General features: G+C 28.6%; 18 protein-coding genes. 10 read left to right on the forward strand and 8 right to left on the reverse strand.

Annotated elements, in window-relative coordinates; all coding sequences use genetic code 11:
• Position 1: 1 nt before the first annotated feature.
• Positions 2–949 carry a hypothetical protein gene (locus P4S50_RS07225; RefSeq protein ID WP_277734069.1) on the reverse strand — a complete coding sequence of 316 codons (948 nt, stop codon included), beginning with the start codon at positions 947–949 and terminating at the stop codon, positions 2–4.
• A gap of 76 nt (positions 950–1,025) precedes the next feature.
• Positions 1,026–1,604 carry a TetR/AcrR family transcriptional regulator gene (locus tag P4S50_RS07230; RefSeq protein ID WP_277734070.1) on the reverse strand — a complete coding sequence of 193 codons (579 nt, stop codon included), beginning with the start codon at positions 1,602–1,604 and terminating at the stop codon, positions 1,026–1,028.
• A 300-nt stretch (positions 1,605–1,904) separates the two neighbouring features.
• Here P4S50_RS07230 and P4S50_RS07235 point away from each other — a divergent pair, with 300 nt between their 5' ends.
• On the forward strand, positions 1,905–2,375 hold the full coding sequence (locus P4S50_RS07235) for a GNAT family N-acetyltransferase (protein WP_277734071.1): 471 nt from the start codon (positions 1,905–1,907) through the stop codon (positions 2,373–2,375).
• A 313-nt stretch (positions 2,376–2,688) separates the two neighbouring features.
• Here P4S50_RS07235 and P4S50_RS07240 read toward each other — a convergent pair whose 3' ends face one another.
• On the reverse strand, positions 2,689–3,273 hold the full coding sequence (locus P4S50_RS07240; protein ID WP_277734072.1) for a DJ-1/PfpI family protein: 585 nt from the start codon (positions 3,271–3,273) through the stop codon (positions 2,689–2,691).
• Between the two features lie 96 nt (positions 3,274–3,369).
• Here P4S50_RS07240 and P4S50_RS07245 point away from each other — a divergent pair, with 96 nt between their 5' ends.
• Both P4S50_RS07245 and P4S50_RS07250 read left to right on the forward strand, forming a co-directional pair.
• Complete coding sequence (locus tag P4S50_RS07245; protein WP_331489713.1) at positions 3,370–4,332, forward strand: LysR family transcriptional regulator; 963 nt, start codon at positions 3,370–3,372, stop codon at positions 4,330–4,332.
• 247 nt (positions 4,333–4,579) lie between these two features.
• Positions 4,580–5,203 carry a CatB-related O-acetyltransferase gene (locus tag P4S50_RS07250; RefSeq protein WP_416390141.1) on the forward strand — a complete coding sequence of 208 codons (624 nt, stop codon included), beginning with the start codon at positions 4,580–4,582 and terminating at the stop codon, positions 5,201–5,203.
• Positions 5,204–5,413: 210 nt separating this feature from the next.
• Here the strand turns inward: P4S50_RS07250 and prdD are convergent, their stop codons facing one another.
• From prdD to P4S50_RS07265, 3 genes are all read right to left on the reverse strand, one after another.
• Positions 5,414–6,175 (reverse strand): proline reductase cluster protein PrdD, encoded by a 762-nt coding sequence (prdD, locus tag P4S50_RS07255; RefSeq protein ID WP_277734073.1) that lies wholly within the window; start codon positions 6,173–6,175, stop codon positions 5,414–5,416.
• 329 nt (positions 6,176–6,504) lie between these two features.
• Positions 6,505–7,107 carry a TetR/AcrR family transcriptional regulator gene (locus tag P4S50_RS07260; protein WP_277734074.1) on the reverse strand — a complete coding sequence of 201 codons (603 nt, stop codon included), beginning with the start codon at positions 7,105–7,107 and terminating at the stop codon, positions 6,505–6,507.
• 260 nt (positions 7,108–7,367) lie between these two features.
• The gene (locus tag P4S50_RS07265) at positions 7,368–8,708 is read right to left on the reverse strand and encodes an MATE family efflux transporter (RefSeq protein ID WP_277734075.1); all 1,341 of its coding nucleotides are present in this window, start codon (positions 8,706–8,708) and stop codon (positions 7,368–7,370) included.
• A 161-nt stretch (positions 8,709–8,869) separates the two neighbouring features.
• Between P4S50_RS07265 and P4S50_RS07270 the strand changes: the two genes are divergently transcribed.
• Positions 8,870–9,697 carry a MerR family transcriptional regulator gene (locus tag P4S50_RS07270; RefSeq protein ID WP_277734076.1) on the forward strand — a complete coding sequence of 276 codons (828 nt, stop codon included), beginning with the start codon at positions 8,870–8,872 and terminating at the stop codon, positions 9,695–9,697.
• Between the two features lie 399 nt (positions 9,698–10,096).
• Here the strand turns inward: P4S50_RS07270 and P4S50_RS07275 are convergent, their stop codons facing one another.
• Positions 10,097–10,627, reverse strand: a complete 531-nt coding sequence (locus tag P4S50_RS07275; RefSeq protein ID WP_277734077.1) for a GNAT family N-acetyltransferase — start codon at positions 10,625–10,627, stop codon at positions 10,097–10,099.
• A gap of 301 nt (positions 10,628–10,928) precedes the next feature.
• Between P4S50_RS07275 and P4S50_RS07280 the strand changes: the two genes are divergently transcribed.
• Positions 10,929–13,322, forward strand: coding sequence for a glycoside hydrolase (locus P4S50_RS07280; RefSeq protein ID WP_277734078.1), 2,394 nt, complete (start codon positions 10,929–10,931; stop codon positions 13,320–13,322).
• A gap of 208 nt (positions 13,323–13,530) precedes the next feature.
• Positions 13,531–13,644 carry a GHKL domain-containing protein gene (locus P4S50_RS20240; RefSeq protein WP_416390154.1) on the forward strand — a complete coding sequence of 38 codons (114 nt, stop codon included), beginning with the start codon at positions 13,531–13,533 and terminating at the stop codon, positions 13,642–13,644.
• A 243-nt stretch (positions 13,645–13,887) separates the two neighbouring features.
• Here the strand turns inward: P4S50_RS20240 and P4S50_RS07285 are convergent, their stop codons facing one another.
• Positions 13,888–14,712 (reverse strand): MerR family transcriptional regulator, encoded by an 825-nt coding sequence (locus tag P4S50_RS07285; RefSeq protein WP_277734079.1) that lies wholly within the window; start codon positions 14,710–14,712, stop codon positions 13,888–13,890.
• A 79-nt stretch (positions 14,713–14,791) separates the two neighbouring features.
• Here P4S50_RS07285 and uvrA point away from each other — a divergent pair, with 79 nt between their 5' ends.
• From uvrA to P4S50_RS07305, 4 genes are all read left to right on the forward strand, one after another.
• Positions 14,792–17,266 (forward strand): excinuclease ABC subunit UvrA, encoded by a 2,475-nt coding sequence (gene uvrA / locus P4S50_RS07290; RefSeq protein ID WP_277734080.1) that lies wholly within the window; start codon positions 14,792–14,794, stop codon positions 17,264–17,266.
• An 84-nt stretch (positions 17,267–17,350) separates the two neighbouring features.
• Entirely contained in the window at positions 17,351–17,872 is a 522-nt protein-coding gene (locus P4S50_RS07295) for a dihydrofolate reductase family protein (RefSeq protein WP_331489714.1), read from the forward strand.
• A gap of 132 nt (positions 17,873–18,004) precedes the next feature.
• Positions 18,005–18,751 carry a tRNA pseudouridine(38-40) synthase TruA gene (gene truA / locus P4S50_RS07300; RefSeq protein WP_277734081.1) on the forward strand — a complete coding sequence of 249 codons (747 nt, stop codon included), beginning with the start codon at positions 18,005–18,007 and terminating at the stop codon, positions 18,749–18,751.
• A gap of 184 nt (positions 18,752–18,935) precedes the next feature.
• The gene (locus tag P4S50_RS07305) at positions 18,936–19,370 is read left to right on the forward strand and encodes an N-acetyltransferase (RefSeq protein ID WP_277734082.1); all 435 of its coding nucleotides are present in this window, start codon (positions 18,936–18,938) and stop codon (positions 19,368–19,370) included.
• Positions 19,371–19,562: the final 192 nt, after the last annotated feature.

Consider the following 19,562-nt stretch of genomic DNA (forward strand, 5'->3'; position numbering starts at 1 on the left):
ACTAATCAAATGTATTAGTTTTTCTAAAATGGACTTCATGAACTTTATGATAATCTGACTTATTAAAAATACATTCCTTAATGCATATTGAACATCCGAATGAGGTTGAGAATGATTTAGCACATTTAGGTAATTCAATATACTCGTTGGTTATACTAGCTTTTTCAATACCTACTATTGCGTTTGCTGGGCAACGCTTAGAGCAAATCTGACAAGTGCTACAAAAACTCTTGATCCAATTATGAGGATTTATCTTTGGGAATGGTAAGTTTTCAATATTTGTATAGATAGCTGTTATTCTTTGTCTTGGACCAACAACTGGAGATATTAAAAGTCCATGATTTCCTATGGCACCCATAGCTGCTTCTTCTGCCAGATGCTTATAGTCAACATCACCACCCATAGCTGGACCTGCCTGAGCACTAAAGCCTTTAGTTCTGAGATAGTCAGCAATTTTATTTGAGATACGTCCCAATTTATTGTAAGTGAAATGTACCTCATGTCCCGTATCTCGTGATGGTGCTAATGAGATTTGTTTAGGATTCATCTCCATAGTGAGTACTATTGCATTATCATGAAGTATTGCACGATCTTTGAAAATCAATTTTGAGTTAACCTTCGTAAATCCTATATCATTAACACCTAGTGACTTTGCATACTCAATTAGATCTGATAATTCTTCTGAGGAAATGGCTGTTTTCATCTCTGATGGATTTTTTGAAATACTTTCATAACTTAATTTTGTCTGTTGTCCAGTATCAATCATTACTTCAAAAGTTTTAGGATAGAACTTTGGTGGTCCTTCACCATATTTTCTAGCCAAATCAGCAATATTGTGTGATACTTTAGATTTCTCTGAATGTCTGAATAGAACTGTATTCTTTGCTACATAATTCTCGGTGTTAAAGTCTACTTTGATTTGTTTTTCTAATTGCTCTGGTCGGCTCATATTAATCCTCACTTTCATTTTATATTTTATATTTTACACTTCGTGCAAGTGTTACTTGCATGGAGCGTAAAAAAAATTACTTTGATATTCCTCTTGCAAAAATTTCTGCATTCTTTCTTATAAATTCTTCAGTTGGTAATTCTATTATGGCTTTGTTTGTCATTATTTTCGTTACAGCTAACCCTACAATTAAAGTGCTAAATGACAATGCTAGAAGTTCAGTATCCGTTTCAATGATTGCTCCACGTTTATACATTTCATCAAAGTATGATTTATATGATTCCTTTACACGCATAGGTAATTTTGAGAATATACGTTCAAAATCTTCCCCCAATTCTTCTAGCAGAGTAAGCATTAGAGGCATATTTTTAGACATTGAGTTGAAATACAGTACACTTGACTTGCAAAGATCTTCACTCAAGTTAAATTTTGCATCATTCTTAAAATAGCTAGTTAAAGGATCCATATTACTCATCTTATATTTGATAATTTCTTCTATTATTGCTTTCTTCTTTCCAAACAACCTAAATATAGTTACTTCATTGACTCCAGCTTCTTTTGCAATTAATTTTGTCGTTGTCTTCTTGTAGCCATTTCTAACAAACAAATCCATACTTGCCTGAAGAATCTTTTCCTTAGATGATCTTGAGTCCATCGAAATTCCTCCTATTTTATGCAAGTAATACTTACATACTAACATCAAGATTCTAGATTGTCAATTTTTTTGTAAAGTACAATTGGGGTCAACTTTGAATTCAAACTATATTGTTATACAATGCACTAATTAGAGATGAACAGTATCATAAGTAAAAAACAAAAACTTATATTAATACTAATTTTATGGTAAATATTGTATAATAAAGATGTTATGAGAAAGTATTTGATAAATATACGATGTTTAAAACTAAATTTTTAATAATAAAATATTTTGAAAAATTTGGGAGGGATGATTTTAATGGAGATAGTTTACTTATCTGACTATCCTCAATATGCAGAAATAGTAGCCAGATGGATATTTGAGGAGTTTGTAAAAAGCATAAGACCTGAAGTAACATTGGATATGGTGCTTAATAGGATTAAGGAGAGAAATAAATATGATATGCCTGTAACTGTTATAGTTTTAGAGGGGAATTTGTGTTTAGGAACTGTTTCTTTATTCAATAATGATCTAAAAAATAGACCTGATTTAGAGCCATGGTTAGCTTCTCTTATTGTTAGTAAAGAATTTAGAAATAGAGGAATTGGAAAAATCCTTGTTGATGAAATAATAAAAATAGCAAAAAATAGAGGTTATAAACAATTATATTTAAGAACTGAAAAGGCTGTTGATTATTATAAGAAATTAGGTTGGGATTATATAGAAGAAACATTTGATGATATTATTGGACAAACCACTCATATTTTCATGAAAAATATAATAGAGTAAATAAAAAATATATAAATAGGAGAGAAAAAATGGGATTATTTGGATTAAATAAAGATGAAATATGGGAAGAATTTAGTATTGAAAGAGAATGTTAAAATCATTCTCTTTTTTTAGATTTAAAAGTATTTATAGTTAGAATATTATTGTAAAGTGTGGGAAAATATGTGAAGTTCATTTACTTGATGAATTATCAAAAAATGATAGACTTATAAACTTAGTGTAGTAAAAGTAAATATACGAAATATTTGTGATGAATCATTCGCATATATACTGCACATACCAGAAGTAATTACTGAAAATACTATTATTTTGTTTAGAATCCCATTAATTTTTTAACGTTATTACAGTTTTCTTTTGATGTAAGCATTTCTAAAAGTTTAAAAGCTACATTAAAAGCAGTTGAAGGATTGTAGGAAGTGATTATATTTTTATCTATAACAATAGGTTCGTTAAAAATAACATTGACTCCAAATTCAGATAATTGTTTTTGCCTTTTACTATTCACAAAATTATATGTTGTAGCATTTCTACCAGATAGTACTCCGCTCTTTCCAATAGGTAGTGCACCAACACAAACAGAAGCAATTATTTTTTCAGCTTTGTCAAATTGTCTGATTATATCTAGAAAATCTTCACTATAAGCATCTTCATAAAAGTCTGCTTCTTCAAATCCACCTGGTATTGCAAGTGCATCGAATTCATCAACATTAACTTCACTTATGTGCATTTCAGGAATTACTGTAAAGTTCCAAGTGCACTTTAGTTTTTCTTTCCTTCCAACTGTCACTAAATCTGTAGTACCATCACCCTCCAATTTATTCCATCCTATTACATCTGTGAAAACACTTGCCTCTACGGCTTCAAAACCATCTGATAGAAGTAACAACACTTTTTTCATTTAAATAGCCTCCTTTTAATATTTGTTAGTATATATAGTTATTGCTTGTTTTTTTTAAGTATAACATTACATATATCATCAGTAAAATTGAAAGAAATGAAGTTAATAATCGAAAAATATGATACTATAATATTAAAAAATTTACATGATAAAGGAATGAATAAAATGGAAATACGACATTTGCAAACATTTATAACTATTGTTGAATTAGGAGGATTTACAAAAGCAGCAGAGTATTTAGGTTATGCTCAATCTACAATAACATCTCATATTCAAATTTTAGAAAATGAATTAGGAGAAATTTTATTTGATCGTCTAGGTAAAAAAATTATTTTGACTAATGTTGGTAAGAAATTAGTTCCATATGCTAGGCAAATGTTAGATACATATAGTGAAATTAAAAATATAACCTCAGATAAGAATTGTGTGTCTGGAGATTTAATTATTGGAGCAGGGGAATCGTTATCTATATATAGGCTAGGAAAACTTTTGAAAGAATATAAAAAAAGGTTTCCTAAAGTAAATATCATTTTGAAGAATTCAATCTGTAGTGATTTAAGAAGTAAATTGAGAAATGGAGAATTGGATATTATTTTCACTATTGAACCTCAAGTTATGGATGAGGATTTAGTTGTTAGAAATTTAAAAGATGAATGTATGTTTATTATAGGTGCTCCAGATTCAGGTTTAGAATTTTTATCTTCCGATTTAAAAAGTAAAGATGTAAGAGAAAGTATTATATTCAGTGAAAAAGGGTGTAGTTTTAGAATAGCTTTTGAAAATTATTTGAAAAAGAAAAGAATAAAACACGTAAATCCACTAGAATTTTCAAGCATAGAAGCTACTAAAAAGTGTGTGATGAATGGTTTGGGAATTTCATTTTTACCCTTCTATGCAATTAGCAACGAGCTAAGAGAAGGAAGTCTTAAGGGCATAGAAGTTAAAGAGTTTTGCGATAAGTTTGAAACTCAGTTGGTGTACCATAAAAATAAAAATATACATCAAGCTATGAATGAATTAATAAAAATGACATTAAAAGATTCTGTTAGTTGGGAATAATAGTTGCAACTGAACTTATAGGAAAAAATAAATTTGGTTATATAGATATTATAGGAATATTAGTAATTTAAATCAGATTATATTGTAAAACATGATATTGTACTATACAATAAAAATTAAATAAAGTATTTTTTTATACAAAATATATTTATTAGGGGTGAAGAAATGTCTACAACAAAAAGGACACAGAAGTAAGCCTTCTATACTATAGGTTATATAATTAAAAATAGCATAGGAGGCATTTTATATGAATAATAATATTTTTGATAGCTGGATGGATAGCTATATTATAAAGGATTATATTACAAATAAAAATATTGAGGTTGGGGATTTTACTTATTATTCAGGTTATTATCATGGCAAGCATTTTGAGGATTATTGTGTAAGGTATTTATCACCGGATAGAGATGATGTTGATAAACTTAAAATAGGTAAATTTTGCTCTATAGGTTCAGGGGCTATATTCATTATGGCAGGAAATCAAGGTCACAGATATGATTGGATAACAAGTTATCCTTTTTATTACTCAACTATTAATGAGAATGCAAAAGATGGATATATACAATCTGGAGATACTGTGGTAGGAAATGATGTTTGGATAGGAACTGAAGCAGTTATAATGCCTGGAGTAAAAATAGGAGATGGTGCTGTTATAGGAACAAGAGCATTGGTTACAAAAGATGTAGAGCCATATACTATTATTGGAGGAAATCCAGCTAAGCCTATAAAGAAAAGATTCACACAAGATGAAATAAAAATGTTGTTAGAAATGAAATGGTGGAATTGGCCTATTGAAAAAATCAAAAATAACATGCTACTTTTATGTAGCAATAATATAAAATTATTGTTTGAAGAGTTTTTGAACGAATAAATACATTAATTATTGTTTAAGCTTAGCATTAACATAATTGCAACAAACGTACAAATTAAAAAGTTAAGATACATTGTAATTTAAATACCAAGTACGGAAAAGCTGCTTAATTTTAAAATTAAGCAGCTTTTTATTTGATTATAAAAGTATATTAAAAGTAGGTCTTTCTAACTTTTATTAAATAATAACTAAAGTTTGTGTAGAAATCCCTTAAGTCATTGCTTTTAAAGCACCATCCCTATATTCATTAGGGGACAGGATGATAGGAACATTACCTAAATCTATATTTGATTTTCCTCCTATATATCCAGAAGGTTCCTGGGGTAATAGCTGGTTATCATGCAGAGCACCTTGTCCACCTACTTGCTTTATAATCACTACTTTTTTCTTATTAGGACTTATTTTATCAAAAAATTCATGAGTTTCATCCGCATTTCTGCCATATATTTTTTTTAATTCTTCCCTTATACATTGAATGAATTCATCACATACTTTATGAACTGCTGATGTTATTTTTCTAGTGAAAAATGTATCTGACTTTAGAATAACATCTACATGAATTATATAATCTTTTGTAGAAGGGGTTCCCGCTCTATCAAAAAAAACACGTTTACTTAAAGGGCCTTCGAAAGCACCAAAAAGTGCTACTTTTTTATCGTCTTCAAACGCTCCTGTAAGCATAACAGATACTCCAGTTAAAGTATGAGTTATTCCATCGCCAATATTACCAAGAACTTTTGTAGATATAGGTATTATGTCCATTATATTAGTTATTTTCTTATCATGATCCCCTGGATTAATAATAGAAATATCAATAGATTTAAAAAAATCTTGACTCTTAACAAGTTCTTTTGATATAGATTTATTTAAAATCAAAGTTCCTTTTTCGTAGGAAGTTTTGTCTTCAAATTTAACTTTATCTACATGAAAAGCCTTTATTACTAATCTTCTCAATATCTTTTCTTTTTCCATATAAATCACCTTTCTTGTATATTAATATTAAAAAATATTAGATTAACAACGAATTGTTTACGAATTACCTCGAGTCCGATAGTTTAGCAGCCAAGCTCTAATAATTTATGTATACATTTGGTAGATGAAAAGTTATCCAATAAACTTAATATGTTCAGTGAACATGTTAAGAGAATAACATTTTTTTAACTGAATTGTCAAGAAGATTACAATTTAAAAAAAGTCTACTGAGGGTTAGTGTTGTTATAATAAAAAAAGGAAAAGATGTGCTGTACTCATAGTTTTATTGAGTAGAACACATCTTTTGTTATTATTTATATTAATTAAATTTAACTACATTTAAATACATCTAGGTAAAGAGAGAGTTCTTTAATAGTAGTTTCTTCTAAATCATAGTTACCATCGTGGATTAACCAATCAAATATTATGCCTCGTACAAATCGTAGAATTTTCCAAGTAATTTCTTTTGAGCAAATATCATTTCTTAATTCTGTATTATTTTGTCCCTCTATAACCACCGAATTAAGACTTACAAAAAAGCTTCTTTTTTCAGAAAAGAAATATTCATTGTCAGAATGAATATGATACGTATATATTTGTTTTAAAATATCTATATTAAGATTTTCACCAATATTTGTTTGAATTTTAATTAATTCTTCAATCTTTTCTAAGCTATTTAAATCTTTTCTAGTTAAAATATTTGCTTCATCAAGAAGCATATCAGCATCTTTATACACTTTGAAAAGTATATCTTGTTTTGATTTAAAATAAAGGTAGAATGTACCGGTTGATACATTTGCTTCTTTGCAAATTTTTCTTATTGTTACTTTATCAAAACCTATTTCAGTAATTAGATCGACAGTAGTATCAAAAATCTTTTTTTTTGTTGCAATTGCTTGCTTTTGACGATTAGTTAAATTTCGCTCATCCATAATTTATACATTTCTCCTTTTTTCCTTCTTTTATTTATTATCATAAATTATCTTATAGTTCATGTCAAAACTTAGTAACTTTTTATTGACAAATTATATAATGGAAAATGATATTGAGAAACGCGTTGACCATTTTTTTCCATGTACAGCAACAGACCCAGCTGGACATATAAAAGTAGCTGGAGAAATGACAGATAGAGTTCATGCTTTTGGATTAAAAATATTTCTGGAATTAAGCTATTTACTAAATAAATGTTTAGCTAGTTGGTTATTTTACAGTCTAATAGCTTAGTCTTTTTTACTTTAGTATAAAAGTAAAGTGTAATTATAACGCAAAGATACTCTGATAATGGAATTGTTAACCATACACCACTTAAACCAATAATAGACGGTAAAGTTAAAATAATAATTGACTTAAATACAATAGATCTGCTAAACGAAATAACTGCTGAATATTTACCATTATTTAATGATGTAAAAAAAACAGATCCAAGAATGTTAAAGCCACTAATAAAAAATGTAAAGCTAAAAATAGTAAAAGCTTGTGCAGTCATTTCAATAAGTTCTACATTTTCTGTATTGAATAAAGAAATAAGTTGAAATTTAAAAATATTACATATAGTAAAAGCTAAGATACTAATAGAACTTATAATTATACAAGACATTTTTAAAAGCTTGTTAATATTATCAAGTTGATTTGCACCAAAATTATAGCTAAGTAATGGTTGTATACCCATAGAAATCCCAATAAAAATAGAAGATAATAAAAAGTTAACATATAAAATAATAGATATACTAGAGACACCTATTTCTCCAACTGAATTCAAAAGTACTGTATTAAATAAAAATGTTGTAATACCAGCAGATAAACTAGATACCATTTCAGATGAACCGTTAATCATGGAGTTCTTTAAAAAATCAAAATCAATTTGAGTAAAAGTAAACTGTATTTGAGAGTGATTGAAAGCAAAATAAACAATGCCAAACAAACCATTAATGAAAGCACCAAAAATTGTACCGAGTGCAGCTCCTTTAATTCCCATATTGAGATGATAAATGAACAAATAATCTAAAATAATGTTTGTAACGCCACCAACAACCGTAGCAAATAAAGAAAGATTAAATTTCCCTTCTAATCTTAAAAAAATTTCTGTAAAAATTTTAATAACAAATCCAACAGATCCTATAAACAATATGAATAGATAATCCATTGCATAAGGCAATAGATCTTCTTTTGCTCCTAAGAGTTCAGCAATAGACTTACTAAAAAATAAGCCAATTACAAGATAAAATAATGTTATAAAAGCAAGTGCATAAATCATGTTGCTAAAGTTTTTATTGGCTTTTTCAATTTCTTTTGCACCAAGATTAATACCAATAATTGCTGATGCACCAATAACAATCATAAAAATACTTCCAAAAATAAAGTTAAAAGCAGGAAGTGTTACATTAAGAGCTGCAAGAGCAGTACTTCCTAATTTTCTAGATACAAAAATACCATCGGTCATTGTATATATAGAAATAAAAACCATAGAAAATATTGTAGGTAATACGAACTTTAGATAATTTTTAAAGTTAATGTTTTCAAAATCTTTATTCATATGCGGCCTCCTTATATACTTCAATTGATAAGTAGTATTATAAACCCTATAGTAACTATAAGGTCAATATGATATATTAAATTTATGATATAAAAATAGATGAATAGTAGTATTCATATTAAAGTGATATATGAAGTTAAATATAATTGGGGAGAGATATTATGAAGAAAAAGTATAGAATAGGAGAAATGGCTAAGATAAAAAATATTGATGCTCAAACTTTAAGATATTACGATAAAATGGGCGTATTATCTCCAAAACTAGTTGATAATCAAAATAGATATAGATATTATTCAGAAGAACAATTTATAGAAGTTGATCGAATAAAGTTTTACAAATTGTTAGGACTATCTTTAGAAGAAGTAAAAAAATTTAAAGAAATTAATAACGTTGATGAAGCGTTAAAAACACTTGAATTGCAGAAAGAGCAGTTTGAAAATAAAATAACAAAAATGCAAGCTGTTGCAAAAAATCTTGGATCTATTATTAAGACAATCGAAGAGACAAGAAAGAAATATGAAAAAAGTGAGAGTTTAATAGAGATTAAGAATTGTGGTTCAATTTATGGTGTTGTTGGAGAGTGTAAAACAGTCAATGATTGGTATGAATTTGAGGGTAAATTACTTGAGTTAACAGAGCGCTATCCTAACTATTCAGAGGTTGGGCATAATCATGGTATTTCATTTGTTTACAATAAAAAGTGTTTATATTGCACTAAAAATGAATATATGGAAAAGATAGTAATGCCTATTGATAAGCAATTTATTAATGATTTAAATGTTCAGGAATATTCACTTGGAAAGTGTATTGTAGCTTATCATAAAGGAGAGCATTATAATATTAAAAATACTTTTTCAAGAATAAAAGAATATATTAATAAAAAACAATTAAATATAAGAGGAGATATTATTAAAACATCAATTATTAGTAGCTTTATAGTGAATAATGAAAATGAATATTTGATGGAAATAAAAGTTCCTATAATATAAACAACTATTTAAGCTATTGCATATAAAAATTATGGTGAAATGTTGATTAATCAAGCAAAAAGGGTATTATAATACTAGAATTAAGAATGCAGCAACTCCATATGCTTGATAAACAACGTGGTAGTTTGAACCTAAATTTTTAATACCAAAGAATTATCAATTACTTCGTAAACGTCAAAGGTTTTCTGCAACAGAGCTGAAATAAAAAAGACGGCGGTAATATTTAAACTAATATTATCGTCGTCTTTTTTATGTTTCATGTACTTATTTTATACTATATCAATTTAGTATCATTGCAATATATTTTCTTCTAAAATCCTTGTGTATTATATAAAGCATTGGGTGATAAATAATTTTTGATCCTTTAATAAACATATAAAAGGAATTTATAACTCATTATTATTCATTGAAGAATTTAGATGAATATTCTACAATACCTTTAATTTCATTTAATGCATTTTCTTTTAGTTCTAAAACCATAAAATTCTCATCGGGTACTTCAAACGGTGCTTTTATACCGTAATTACTAGCTTTGACATAACCAAATCTAGGATAATATTTTTCATGTCCTAAAACTACCACTATTTCATAACCAAGATTTTTAGCAATTTTATGCCCTTTGATTATAAGATTAGAACCTATTCCTCCTGATTGGTATTTAGGATCAACTGAAACAGGAGCAAGAGATAACCCTATTTTTTTCCCTATTTTAATCTCTGTAAAAAGAATATGGCCAACTATTTTTCCTTCAAGTTCTGCCACCAAAGAAAGTTTTGGTACAAATTCCTTTGCGTATCTAAGTCTTTCTATAAGGTTATGTTCATCACTATCTGTATGCTCAGCATTTTCAAAAGCTTTTTTCGCTACATTATAAACTTGTTTGTGGTCGTCTTTTTGTTCTTGTCTAATTGTTAATTTACTTATATTCATTTTTTTCCTCCTGATTATTGTATTTAATAACTACTAATATAGCAGAAGGCTATTATCATTTACTTTGAGCCTTCTGCCTTTATACCAGCTCAAAAGTATAATGCTTTTTCATAAAAAACTTCCTTTCTATCTTAATAATTTTTGATTTTAGCATATATCTGACATTATAGCAATAGATTCATTTCTTTTCAATCGTTTGACTAAACTAAACTTGTTTAACTAGTAATTGTATATGTAACATTGATGTAACGTAGGACAAATATACTGTGTTTATCAAACTATTAAATATGGAGGTTTAGTAATGAATTATCAAAAGTTAATCAGTTTTATTCTTGTACTCACTCTCTTAACGGGATGTGGTACAATTAGGAGTAATGAGAAGGGAGAGCTAAAAAATAGAAAAAATATTCAAGTAGAAAAAGATAAGAAAGAGGAATTACCTACAGTACTTATAGATGGAAAAAAAATCGATTTAAATAATAGTATGATGTCAATTTCTATAGATGCAAAAACTTTAGAAGTCATCAATACAGATAAAAATGGAAATGAAGTTTGTTTATCAGACCCATTGGGGAACTTTAATATTGATGAAATAAAAACCACTAAAGAAGGAGTTAAATATCATATAATAGATGAGGATGTAGAAGTAAAAGTATCTTTAAAAGGTGATAGATTAAATATTCATTTTTCTACTGAAAAAGAAATGAGCTTCACATGGCCAAAAGTAGGATCTACTAAGGGGTTCGATTCATATATTATTCCTTATAACGAAGGAAAGTATATACCTAAAAAAGATCAAACATTTATTAAGTTTTTAACTCAATATGATAGTTGGGATACCATAGAGTTCTTATCGATGCCTTTTATAGGTTTACGTAATGATTTAAATACGTACACGTATATTATGGAAAATGGTTATAATGATGAGATTGAATTTAAAGATGTTAATGAAAATTTAGGATTTAGTATTAATCATCAATTTACAAGTAACCATGATGTGAAGGAGTTCTCATATCAAATAATTATTGGTGAAAATGATTACATTATGCCAGCAAAAGTATTTAGGGATTATTTAATTGAGACAAATCAGTTTGTATCACTAGAAGAAAAAGCAAAAAAAGCAAAAAATTTAGATAAGTTATATGGAGCAGCACAAATTTATCTATGGAGCAGTGGAGTACTAGATAGAAGAGATATTGGGAATTGGTTAGGATTTGTAAAGAAAATCAATAATAATAAAAATAATGAATCAATATCAAAGAGGATAGTAGATTTATTACCTGAAGAATCAGAAGTTAAAAAACTTATCCAAAGCTATATCAACGATGGCTACGTGGATCAATATGGTAGAAAAACAATAATTAGAGATATAAATCAAGTTCTAAAAAGAAAAGATTTTTATAAAGAATCCGCTTTTAGAGGACAGAAGAAGAGTGAAGAAGTTAAAGCACTATTAAATAAGGGAATTAATAATTTAAATGATACTGAGATTTATGAATTGAATTTACGTTTATTTTATGAAGGATTTGAAAAGTTTTTCGAAGTTAAAATTGAGGATGTGGGTAATGCTTTTTCAACTAAAATGTTAGATGAACTACAAAAACTTGGTATAAAAAAAGCTTGGTTAGGCGGAGACAACATGGGTCAAAACTGGCAGCTTAATAAATATGCTGCAAAAAAGGCACTAGAACAGGGGTATTTAATAGGGTCATATGACTCTTATCATAGTATGCATGAACCAGGACAGGTGCAGTGGGATACAGCAGGATTTGATAAAAAACTATGGGAAACAGGAGGGATAATGAGAAAGAATGGTAGTTATGTTGGTGGATATAAACAGGTAGGTAGAAAAGTAAGTCCTCTTCTGGCTATGCCATATGTAAAAGAGAGAATGGGAAAAATCATGGATAGTATAAAGCTTGATTCTTGGTTTGTTGATTGTGATGCAGCAGGAGAATTATATGAAGATTATAATCCACTACATCCTGCAAGTGAGGAAGATGATGCAAATGCGAGAAAAGAAAGATTACAGTGGATGATAGATAAATATGGTTTAGTTGTAGGGTCAGAAGGAGGACACTGGTACTTATCTGATACAATTCATTTTGCACAAGGTATGATGACACCTGTTATTGCATGGAACGATAAAGATATGAGACAGAACCGAGACTCTAAATACTATTTAGGTAAATATTGGCCTTCAGAAGGTCCACAAACATTTGTAAAACAGGTTCCATTAAAAGAGGAATATGGATATATATACTTTAACCCTAAGTTCAGATTACCTCTTTATCAAACTGTATATCATGATTCAATAGTTACGACTTCTCACTGGGGAAGCTCAAGTTTAAAATTTACTAATCAAATTGTTACAAATGCACTTACTGAACTATTATATAATGTTCAACCGTTATATAATCTTAATTTAGAGGAATTAGAAAAGCATGGCGAGTTTATATCAAAGCAGTATAATGTGTTTTCAAAAATGCATGAAATTACAGTTACTAAAGCTTTAAGCCAATATGAAATACTGTCTAAAGATAGATTGGTACAGAAGACTAAGTTTGGTGATAAAGTTGAAGTAATAGCTAACTATAAAACAGAAAGCTTTGAATATGAAGGACGTAAAATTCCTGCTAAAAGTGTGGAAATTTATATGATTGAAGATGGAGTAAGAGAGATTTATACACCATAATAAAATTTAAATAAGTAGAAAAAAACACATGAGTACAATATTTTTATATTGTGCTCATGTGTATTTATATTGAGTATTACTATGTAAAAATTAATAAGTAATAAATGGAGAATATAAAAATGAAGATATTAATAGCTGAGGATAATAGAATTGCTGTTCAAGCATATTCAATCCGTTCTATGTAATGGATTCATCAAGAAATAAATAGATTAGTGGAAATGGTCTTGGACTTGCAATTGTGAGAGCAATTTTAGATAAGCATAATGGAAGATATCAAATATACATTAAGAATAAAAAATTTGTTTTTGATATGCTTATCTAATTAATAGTTAACAAAAATGATTATCTTCATTATAATTTAATCTTTTAATGCTTGCATCAAATCTATGGCAGCATTATATAATTACAATCGATAATGAAAAATTGAACCAGCTTTTAAATGGGTTTGAAGAACCTTATAGGGAAGGAAAAATGGTTGTTGAACAAGAAGTGAAATAATAGTCAAATAGTTGATTAAAGAGCGTCTTATTGTAAGACGCTCTTTTAGCATGAAAAATAGTTTGATCTATTCAATTTCAACAGGTATGAGTAGTTCACTTTTATAATCATCTTCTGAAGTGGTCGCCCACAAATCAACAAGTGGCACTAAGAATGCATCTCCAGTGATTGTGTAATGATGTAGATTAATATAATTAAGTAATTTATGGAATGATGTATGCGCCATATTATAAGGGCCTTTGTGGATGCAACGTACATAATAACTGCCTGGGAGCTTTAAGATATCTCCTATATCAATATGTTGACTTAAATAGTCAAAAACATATTTATAACGGTTAAAATCACTATTATAAAGCTGTTCTATATCAATACAAAGTCCATATTTACTTGTTATAGATCCATAACTAGTTATTGAAGCATCTAAAGTTTCTTTTAAACGGTTAGTTGCATCCTCATAAGGGTTTTTACTATTATAATTGAGGTCAACTTTACAGACGCTAATTTCAGGATAATAGTTTAATCGAATATCATTATAGAATTCAATTTTCTCATATTCACTAAGTAAACTAGTTCGCTTTTCTAGAATTATTTGTAATTTTTTAAGTTCTTGTATCTTTTGGTTGATTTTATAATTTTGGCGATTTAGTAGATGGATACTCTCCTCGTGGGAAGGTCTATCTAAAAATGATTTGATGTCACTTAGATGCAGACCACTTTCTTTTAATGTAAGAATCAACTCTAATTTCTCTAAATCTTTATAGGTATAATATCTATATCCATTTTCATGATTGTATGAAGGGTTAAGCAAATTAATATTGTCATAATAAATCAATGTAGCTCTTGAAATATTATATTTTTTTGCAGCTTCACTGATAAGAAATTTAGTGATCATAAAAACACCTCTTGACTGTAAAGTTACTTTATAGTTTATAGTGATATTATAATATTTATAATAAAGGAGTGCAAACTAAATGTTTGATTATATAGAGGTAAAAGGAGCAAATGAACATAATTTAAAAAATATTTCTATCAATATACCAAAGTATCAACTAGTTGCAGTTACAGGTCCATCGGGTTCCGGAAAATCAACATTTGCTTTTGATATTCTTCAACGAGAGTGTCAAAGACAATACATGGAATCAATGGGTATGGTGACCGATGGTATGAATAAAGCGAGGGTTGATAGTATCGCTGGTCTATCTCCATCTATTAGCATTTCTCAAGGGATTAATAATAGGAATCCAAGATCAACAGTAGGAACATTTACGGAGGTATTGACGTATTTAAGACTTCTTTATGCTAAGTGTGGTATAAGGGAATGCCCTCATTGCCAGCAGTTATGTTATCCTATTTTTGATACAGAAGATATTGATGACGTTGGGTCAAACCAGAAAATAATTTACTGTTCTCGCTGTAAGAGCAGTATTCCAGTGTTGACAATGGCTCATTTTTCATTTAATAAATCAGAAGGTTTTTGTGAACAGTGCAGTGGGATTGGTGAAGTTAATGAAATAGACCCGATGGGTATTATTGACGAACACATTTCTGTTGGACAAGGTGCAGTTCAGATGTGGCAAGGTGTAATGGCTCAACACTATGAAAAAGTGCTTACAAAATTGGCTAAGCATTATCAATTAGAATTTGATGTTAAGAAATCTATCAAAGATTATAATGATTTGGAGCATTTAATATTCTTTGAAGGTATTAAAAGTGAGAATTTTAAAGAGTTATATTCTCATATAGATCCACCCAAAAAAGTTAGTGATGGGTATTTTGAGGGAATTTTAACATTTTTAAAGAAAAAGTCTGCTGAAAATATTAGAAAAGGATCGTCAAATAAAAATATTGAAAAGTGTTTCTTAAGAGCGATTTGTCCTGTATGCCATGGAACAAGGCTTAATGAACAAGCAAGAAGCGTATATGTAGATAATAAATCTATTATTGAGGTTTCATCCTATACAATCGATGAGTTAAAAAATTGGGTGTTATCCCTTGATAAACAATTAGGTTATCAAAACAAAGAAGTGTTGGATTCAATAGTTAACGATATTTTACGACGCATTGAGAGCATATCTAATATTGGTTTGGGGTATTTAACAATTGATAGAACAATTCAATCATTATCTGGTGGTGAGGCACAAAGGCTTCGAATGGCAAGTTTGATGGACTCTGGGTTGACTGGTGTATTATACATATTGGATGAACCAACAACAGGGTTACATCCAAAAGACACATTAAAAATACTAGAAGCATTAAAAAAATTAGTAGAAATAGGCAATACAGTGATGGTTATTGAACATGATATGGATTTTGTAAGCCAGTGTGATTATGTTATCGACTTTGGACCAAATTCAGGAAGTCAGGGCGGTCAAATTGTGGCATATGGAAAACCTGAGGATATTTCAGGTTTTGAGTTATCATTGACAGGAAAATATTTAAATAAGTCTTATAAAGCAAAACTAGATATTAGTAGTCGTAATTTTAATGAAATTCATATTGTTAATGCCCGTGAGCATAATTTAAAGAATGTGAATGTTAGTATACCTCTTAATAAGTTTGTTACAGTAACGGGTGTTTCTGGGTCAGGTAAATCTACGCTTGTATTTAATATCTTGGCAGGAATTTATGATGGAAAGAAAAAGGACGTTGATTCAGTTGAAGGTCTGCATCATGTAAAGCATGTGATTCAAGTAAAACAACAAAGAATAGGGAGATCTTCTCGATCAACAATAGCTACTTACACTGATATTTTTACAGCAATTCGGACTTTATTTTCAAGTCAACTATCAGCAAAGGAACGTTGTTTAAAAAGTAGTGACTTTTCATTCAATGTAAAAGGTGGTAGATGTGAAAAATGTCGTGGATTAGGGTCTATACCTCTAGATATGCATTTTTTAGATGATATTGAAGTAGAATGTCCAGTGTGCTATGGTAAAAGATTTAACCCTCATGTACTTGAGGTGATGTATAAAAATTACACGATTTCGGAAATACTTGATATGACCGTTAAGCAAAATATGGAGATATTTAGTGATCAGAAAGAAGTGTTAAATCGCCTAAGTGTGCTTAATGAAGTAGGATTAGGCTATCTTACACTTGGACAGTCAACTTCAACACTTTCAGGAGGAGAATGCCAAAGAATTAAATTAGCAAAAGAGTTGGGTCGTGCACAGGGAGAACATACACTTTTTTTACTAGATGAACCGACAACAGGATTACACCCTAGTGATACAGAAAAATTAATTACACTTTTAAACAAACTTGTTTACAAAGGTCATTCAGTAATTGTTATTGAACATTCTATGGATGTGATATCACAAAGTGACTGGATTATTGATCTAGGACCAGAAGGCGGATCCAAAGGCGGAATGATTGTAGCAGAAGGTCCACCAGCAACGATTGCTGCAACAGCTGAGAGTCATACTGGAAGATTTTTAAAAATTTAGAGAAAACACTAGATGATAAAAATTACTTTAACATTTTGATGTTGTTTTGTAGAAAAATTGTAAATAATTGAATGGAGGAACATAATGAGAAAAATTATTTTGAGTTTGGCAATGAGTTTAGACAGTTATATTATAGACGAGAATGGTAGTTATGCATGGATTACAGGAGATGGTGATCATTCACTAGACACAGACGAAAAATTTAATTTTAATGCATTTTTAGAGAAAGTAGATATCGTAGTTATGGGTAGAATCGCCTATGAAGATGCCATGATGGAACTATTTAAAGATAAAAGAGTTATCGTGGCTACTAGAAAGGATATGAAGGATCATGACAATGTAGAATTTATTAAAGATGATGTTATTGGTTATATTCAGAAACTACAACAGGAAGAGGGAAAAGATATCTTTCTATATGGTGGAAGTGTCTTAGTTGACCACTTTATGAAGGCAGATATCATAGATGAATTCATTATTGGGATTGTACCCATGATTTTAGGTAACGGAAAACCACTATTCTTTGATAATAATCCATCGGTAAAACTGCATCTTGATAGGTATACGATTCAAGAAGGTTTATCTGTTTTAGAATATTCAAGAAGGTAGAAAATTATATTTTTTATATGCCGTTGGAATTTTCATAACAAATGATTTTGTCATATGTAAATTTACATATATAAACTTATTTTAATGTATGATAAAATGTATTGATTGGTATTTAGAAAAAGGAGGATTCAAATGCAAAACTATAAGATGATGATAGCTTATGATGGTAGAAAATATACAGGGTACAATAAATCAAAAGGTAAATTAGAAAAGAGTATTCAAGGTAAGTTAGAATTAATATTATCAAAGCTCTATGAAGAAGAAGTAGAGGTTATTAGTGCAGTTAGTACTGATGCTGGGGTACATGCTAAAGGACAAATTGTTAATTTTACAGCACCAAATAGTCGTTTGGATGAGAAAGAAATTTTTGATTATTTTGAAAAATATTTAACTGATGATATTATTATATTATCAGTAGAAACTGTTGATGAGAGATTTCATAGTAGATATTTAATGAAAAGTTTAACTTATGAGTATCGTTTATGGAAAAAAGATGCTCCTAATCGTCCTTTGTTTGAGAGACAATATGTTAACTTAATGAATCAAACATTAGATGTAGCTAAAATTAAAAAAGCTGTAAAGTACCTTTTAGGAGAACATGATTTCTTAGCGTTTACTACTAATAAGAAAACAAGAAAATCAATTAAAAAAATAGTAGATCTTGATGTAAGAGAAACTAAAAATGAAATTATTATTACTATGACAGCAAATGGATTTTTATTAAATATGGAAAGAATAATAGTAGGTACACTAATTCAAGTTGGTCTTGGTCAATTACCTATGAATATAATTGAGAAAGCTTTTAAATCTAAGGATATGAATGATGTAGGTCATAAAGCTAGTGCAGGAGCACTTTGTTTATTAAGTGTTGAATACTAGTTCGTATAAAAATAGTATGAAACATAACAGTTAGAACTTGATATAATCAGGTTCTTTTTTATTATTTATTAAATTCATATGAAAAGACATCATTTGAAAATGATATAATTGTCTTATATAAAGTATGAGAACATATAATAAGAAAAATAATAAATAGCAGTAAATAAAGGAGTTTATAATATTTATGATAAGAAAGTTGAAAAATGAAGAGATAAATAAAGTTATGGATATATGGAAAGAGAGCACAATTAAGGCACATAATTTTATTGATAAAGAATACTGGGAAAATAATTATGATGATGTGAAAAATATTTATATACCTATTTCAGATACTTTTGTATATGATAATGGAGAAAATATAAAGGGGTTTATAAGTATAATAAATAATGAATTCATAGGCGCTTTGTTTGTAGATGTTAATTATCAAGGATTAGGTATAGGAAGTAAATTAATAGATTATGTAATAAAAAAATATGAGAAGTTAAATTTAGCTGTTTATAAAGAAAATGAAAAAGCTGTTAAGTTTTATGCTAATAAAGGCTTTAAAATTATTAAAGAACAAAAAAATGAGGATTCTGGATTTAAAGAATATATAATGAAAAAACTGTACTTAGAATAGTTACAAAGAAGTTATACTTGTATTATTAATAGAAAATTTCCTAGTAGAATATAAATCGTATAAAAAAATAATCATTTTCTTTTAAATGATTATTTTTTTATGGTTATGTTTAAAACTTTTGATTGTGCTAATTGTTTTTCAGGATTAGATAATTCCAATATTGTTAATTTGAAGGTTATATAACTAAATAAA

Origin of the sequence: Tepidibacter hydrothermalis (assembly GCF_029542625.1) — a bacterium.
GTDB classification, from domain to species: domain Bacteria; phylum Bacillota; class Clostridia; order Peptostreptococcales; family Peptostreptococcaceae; genus Tepidibacter_A; species Tepidibacter_A hydrothermalis.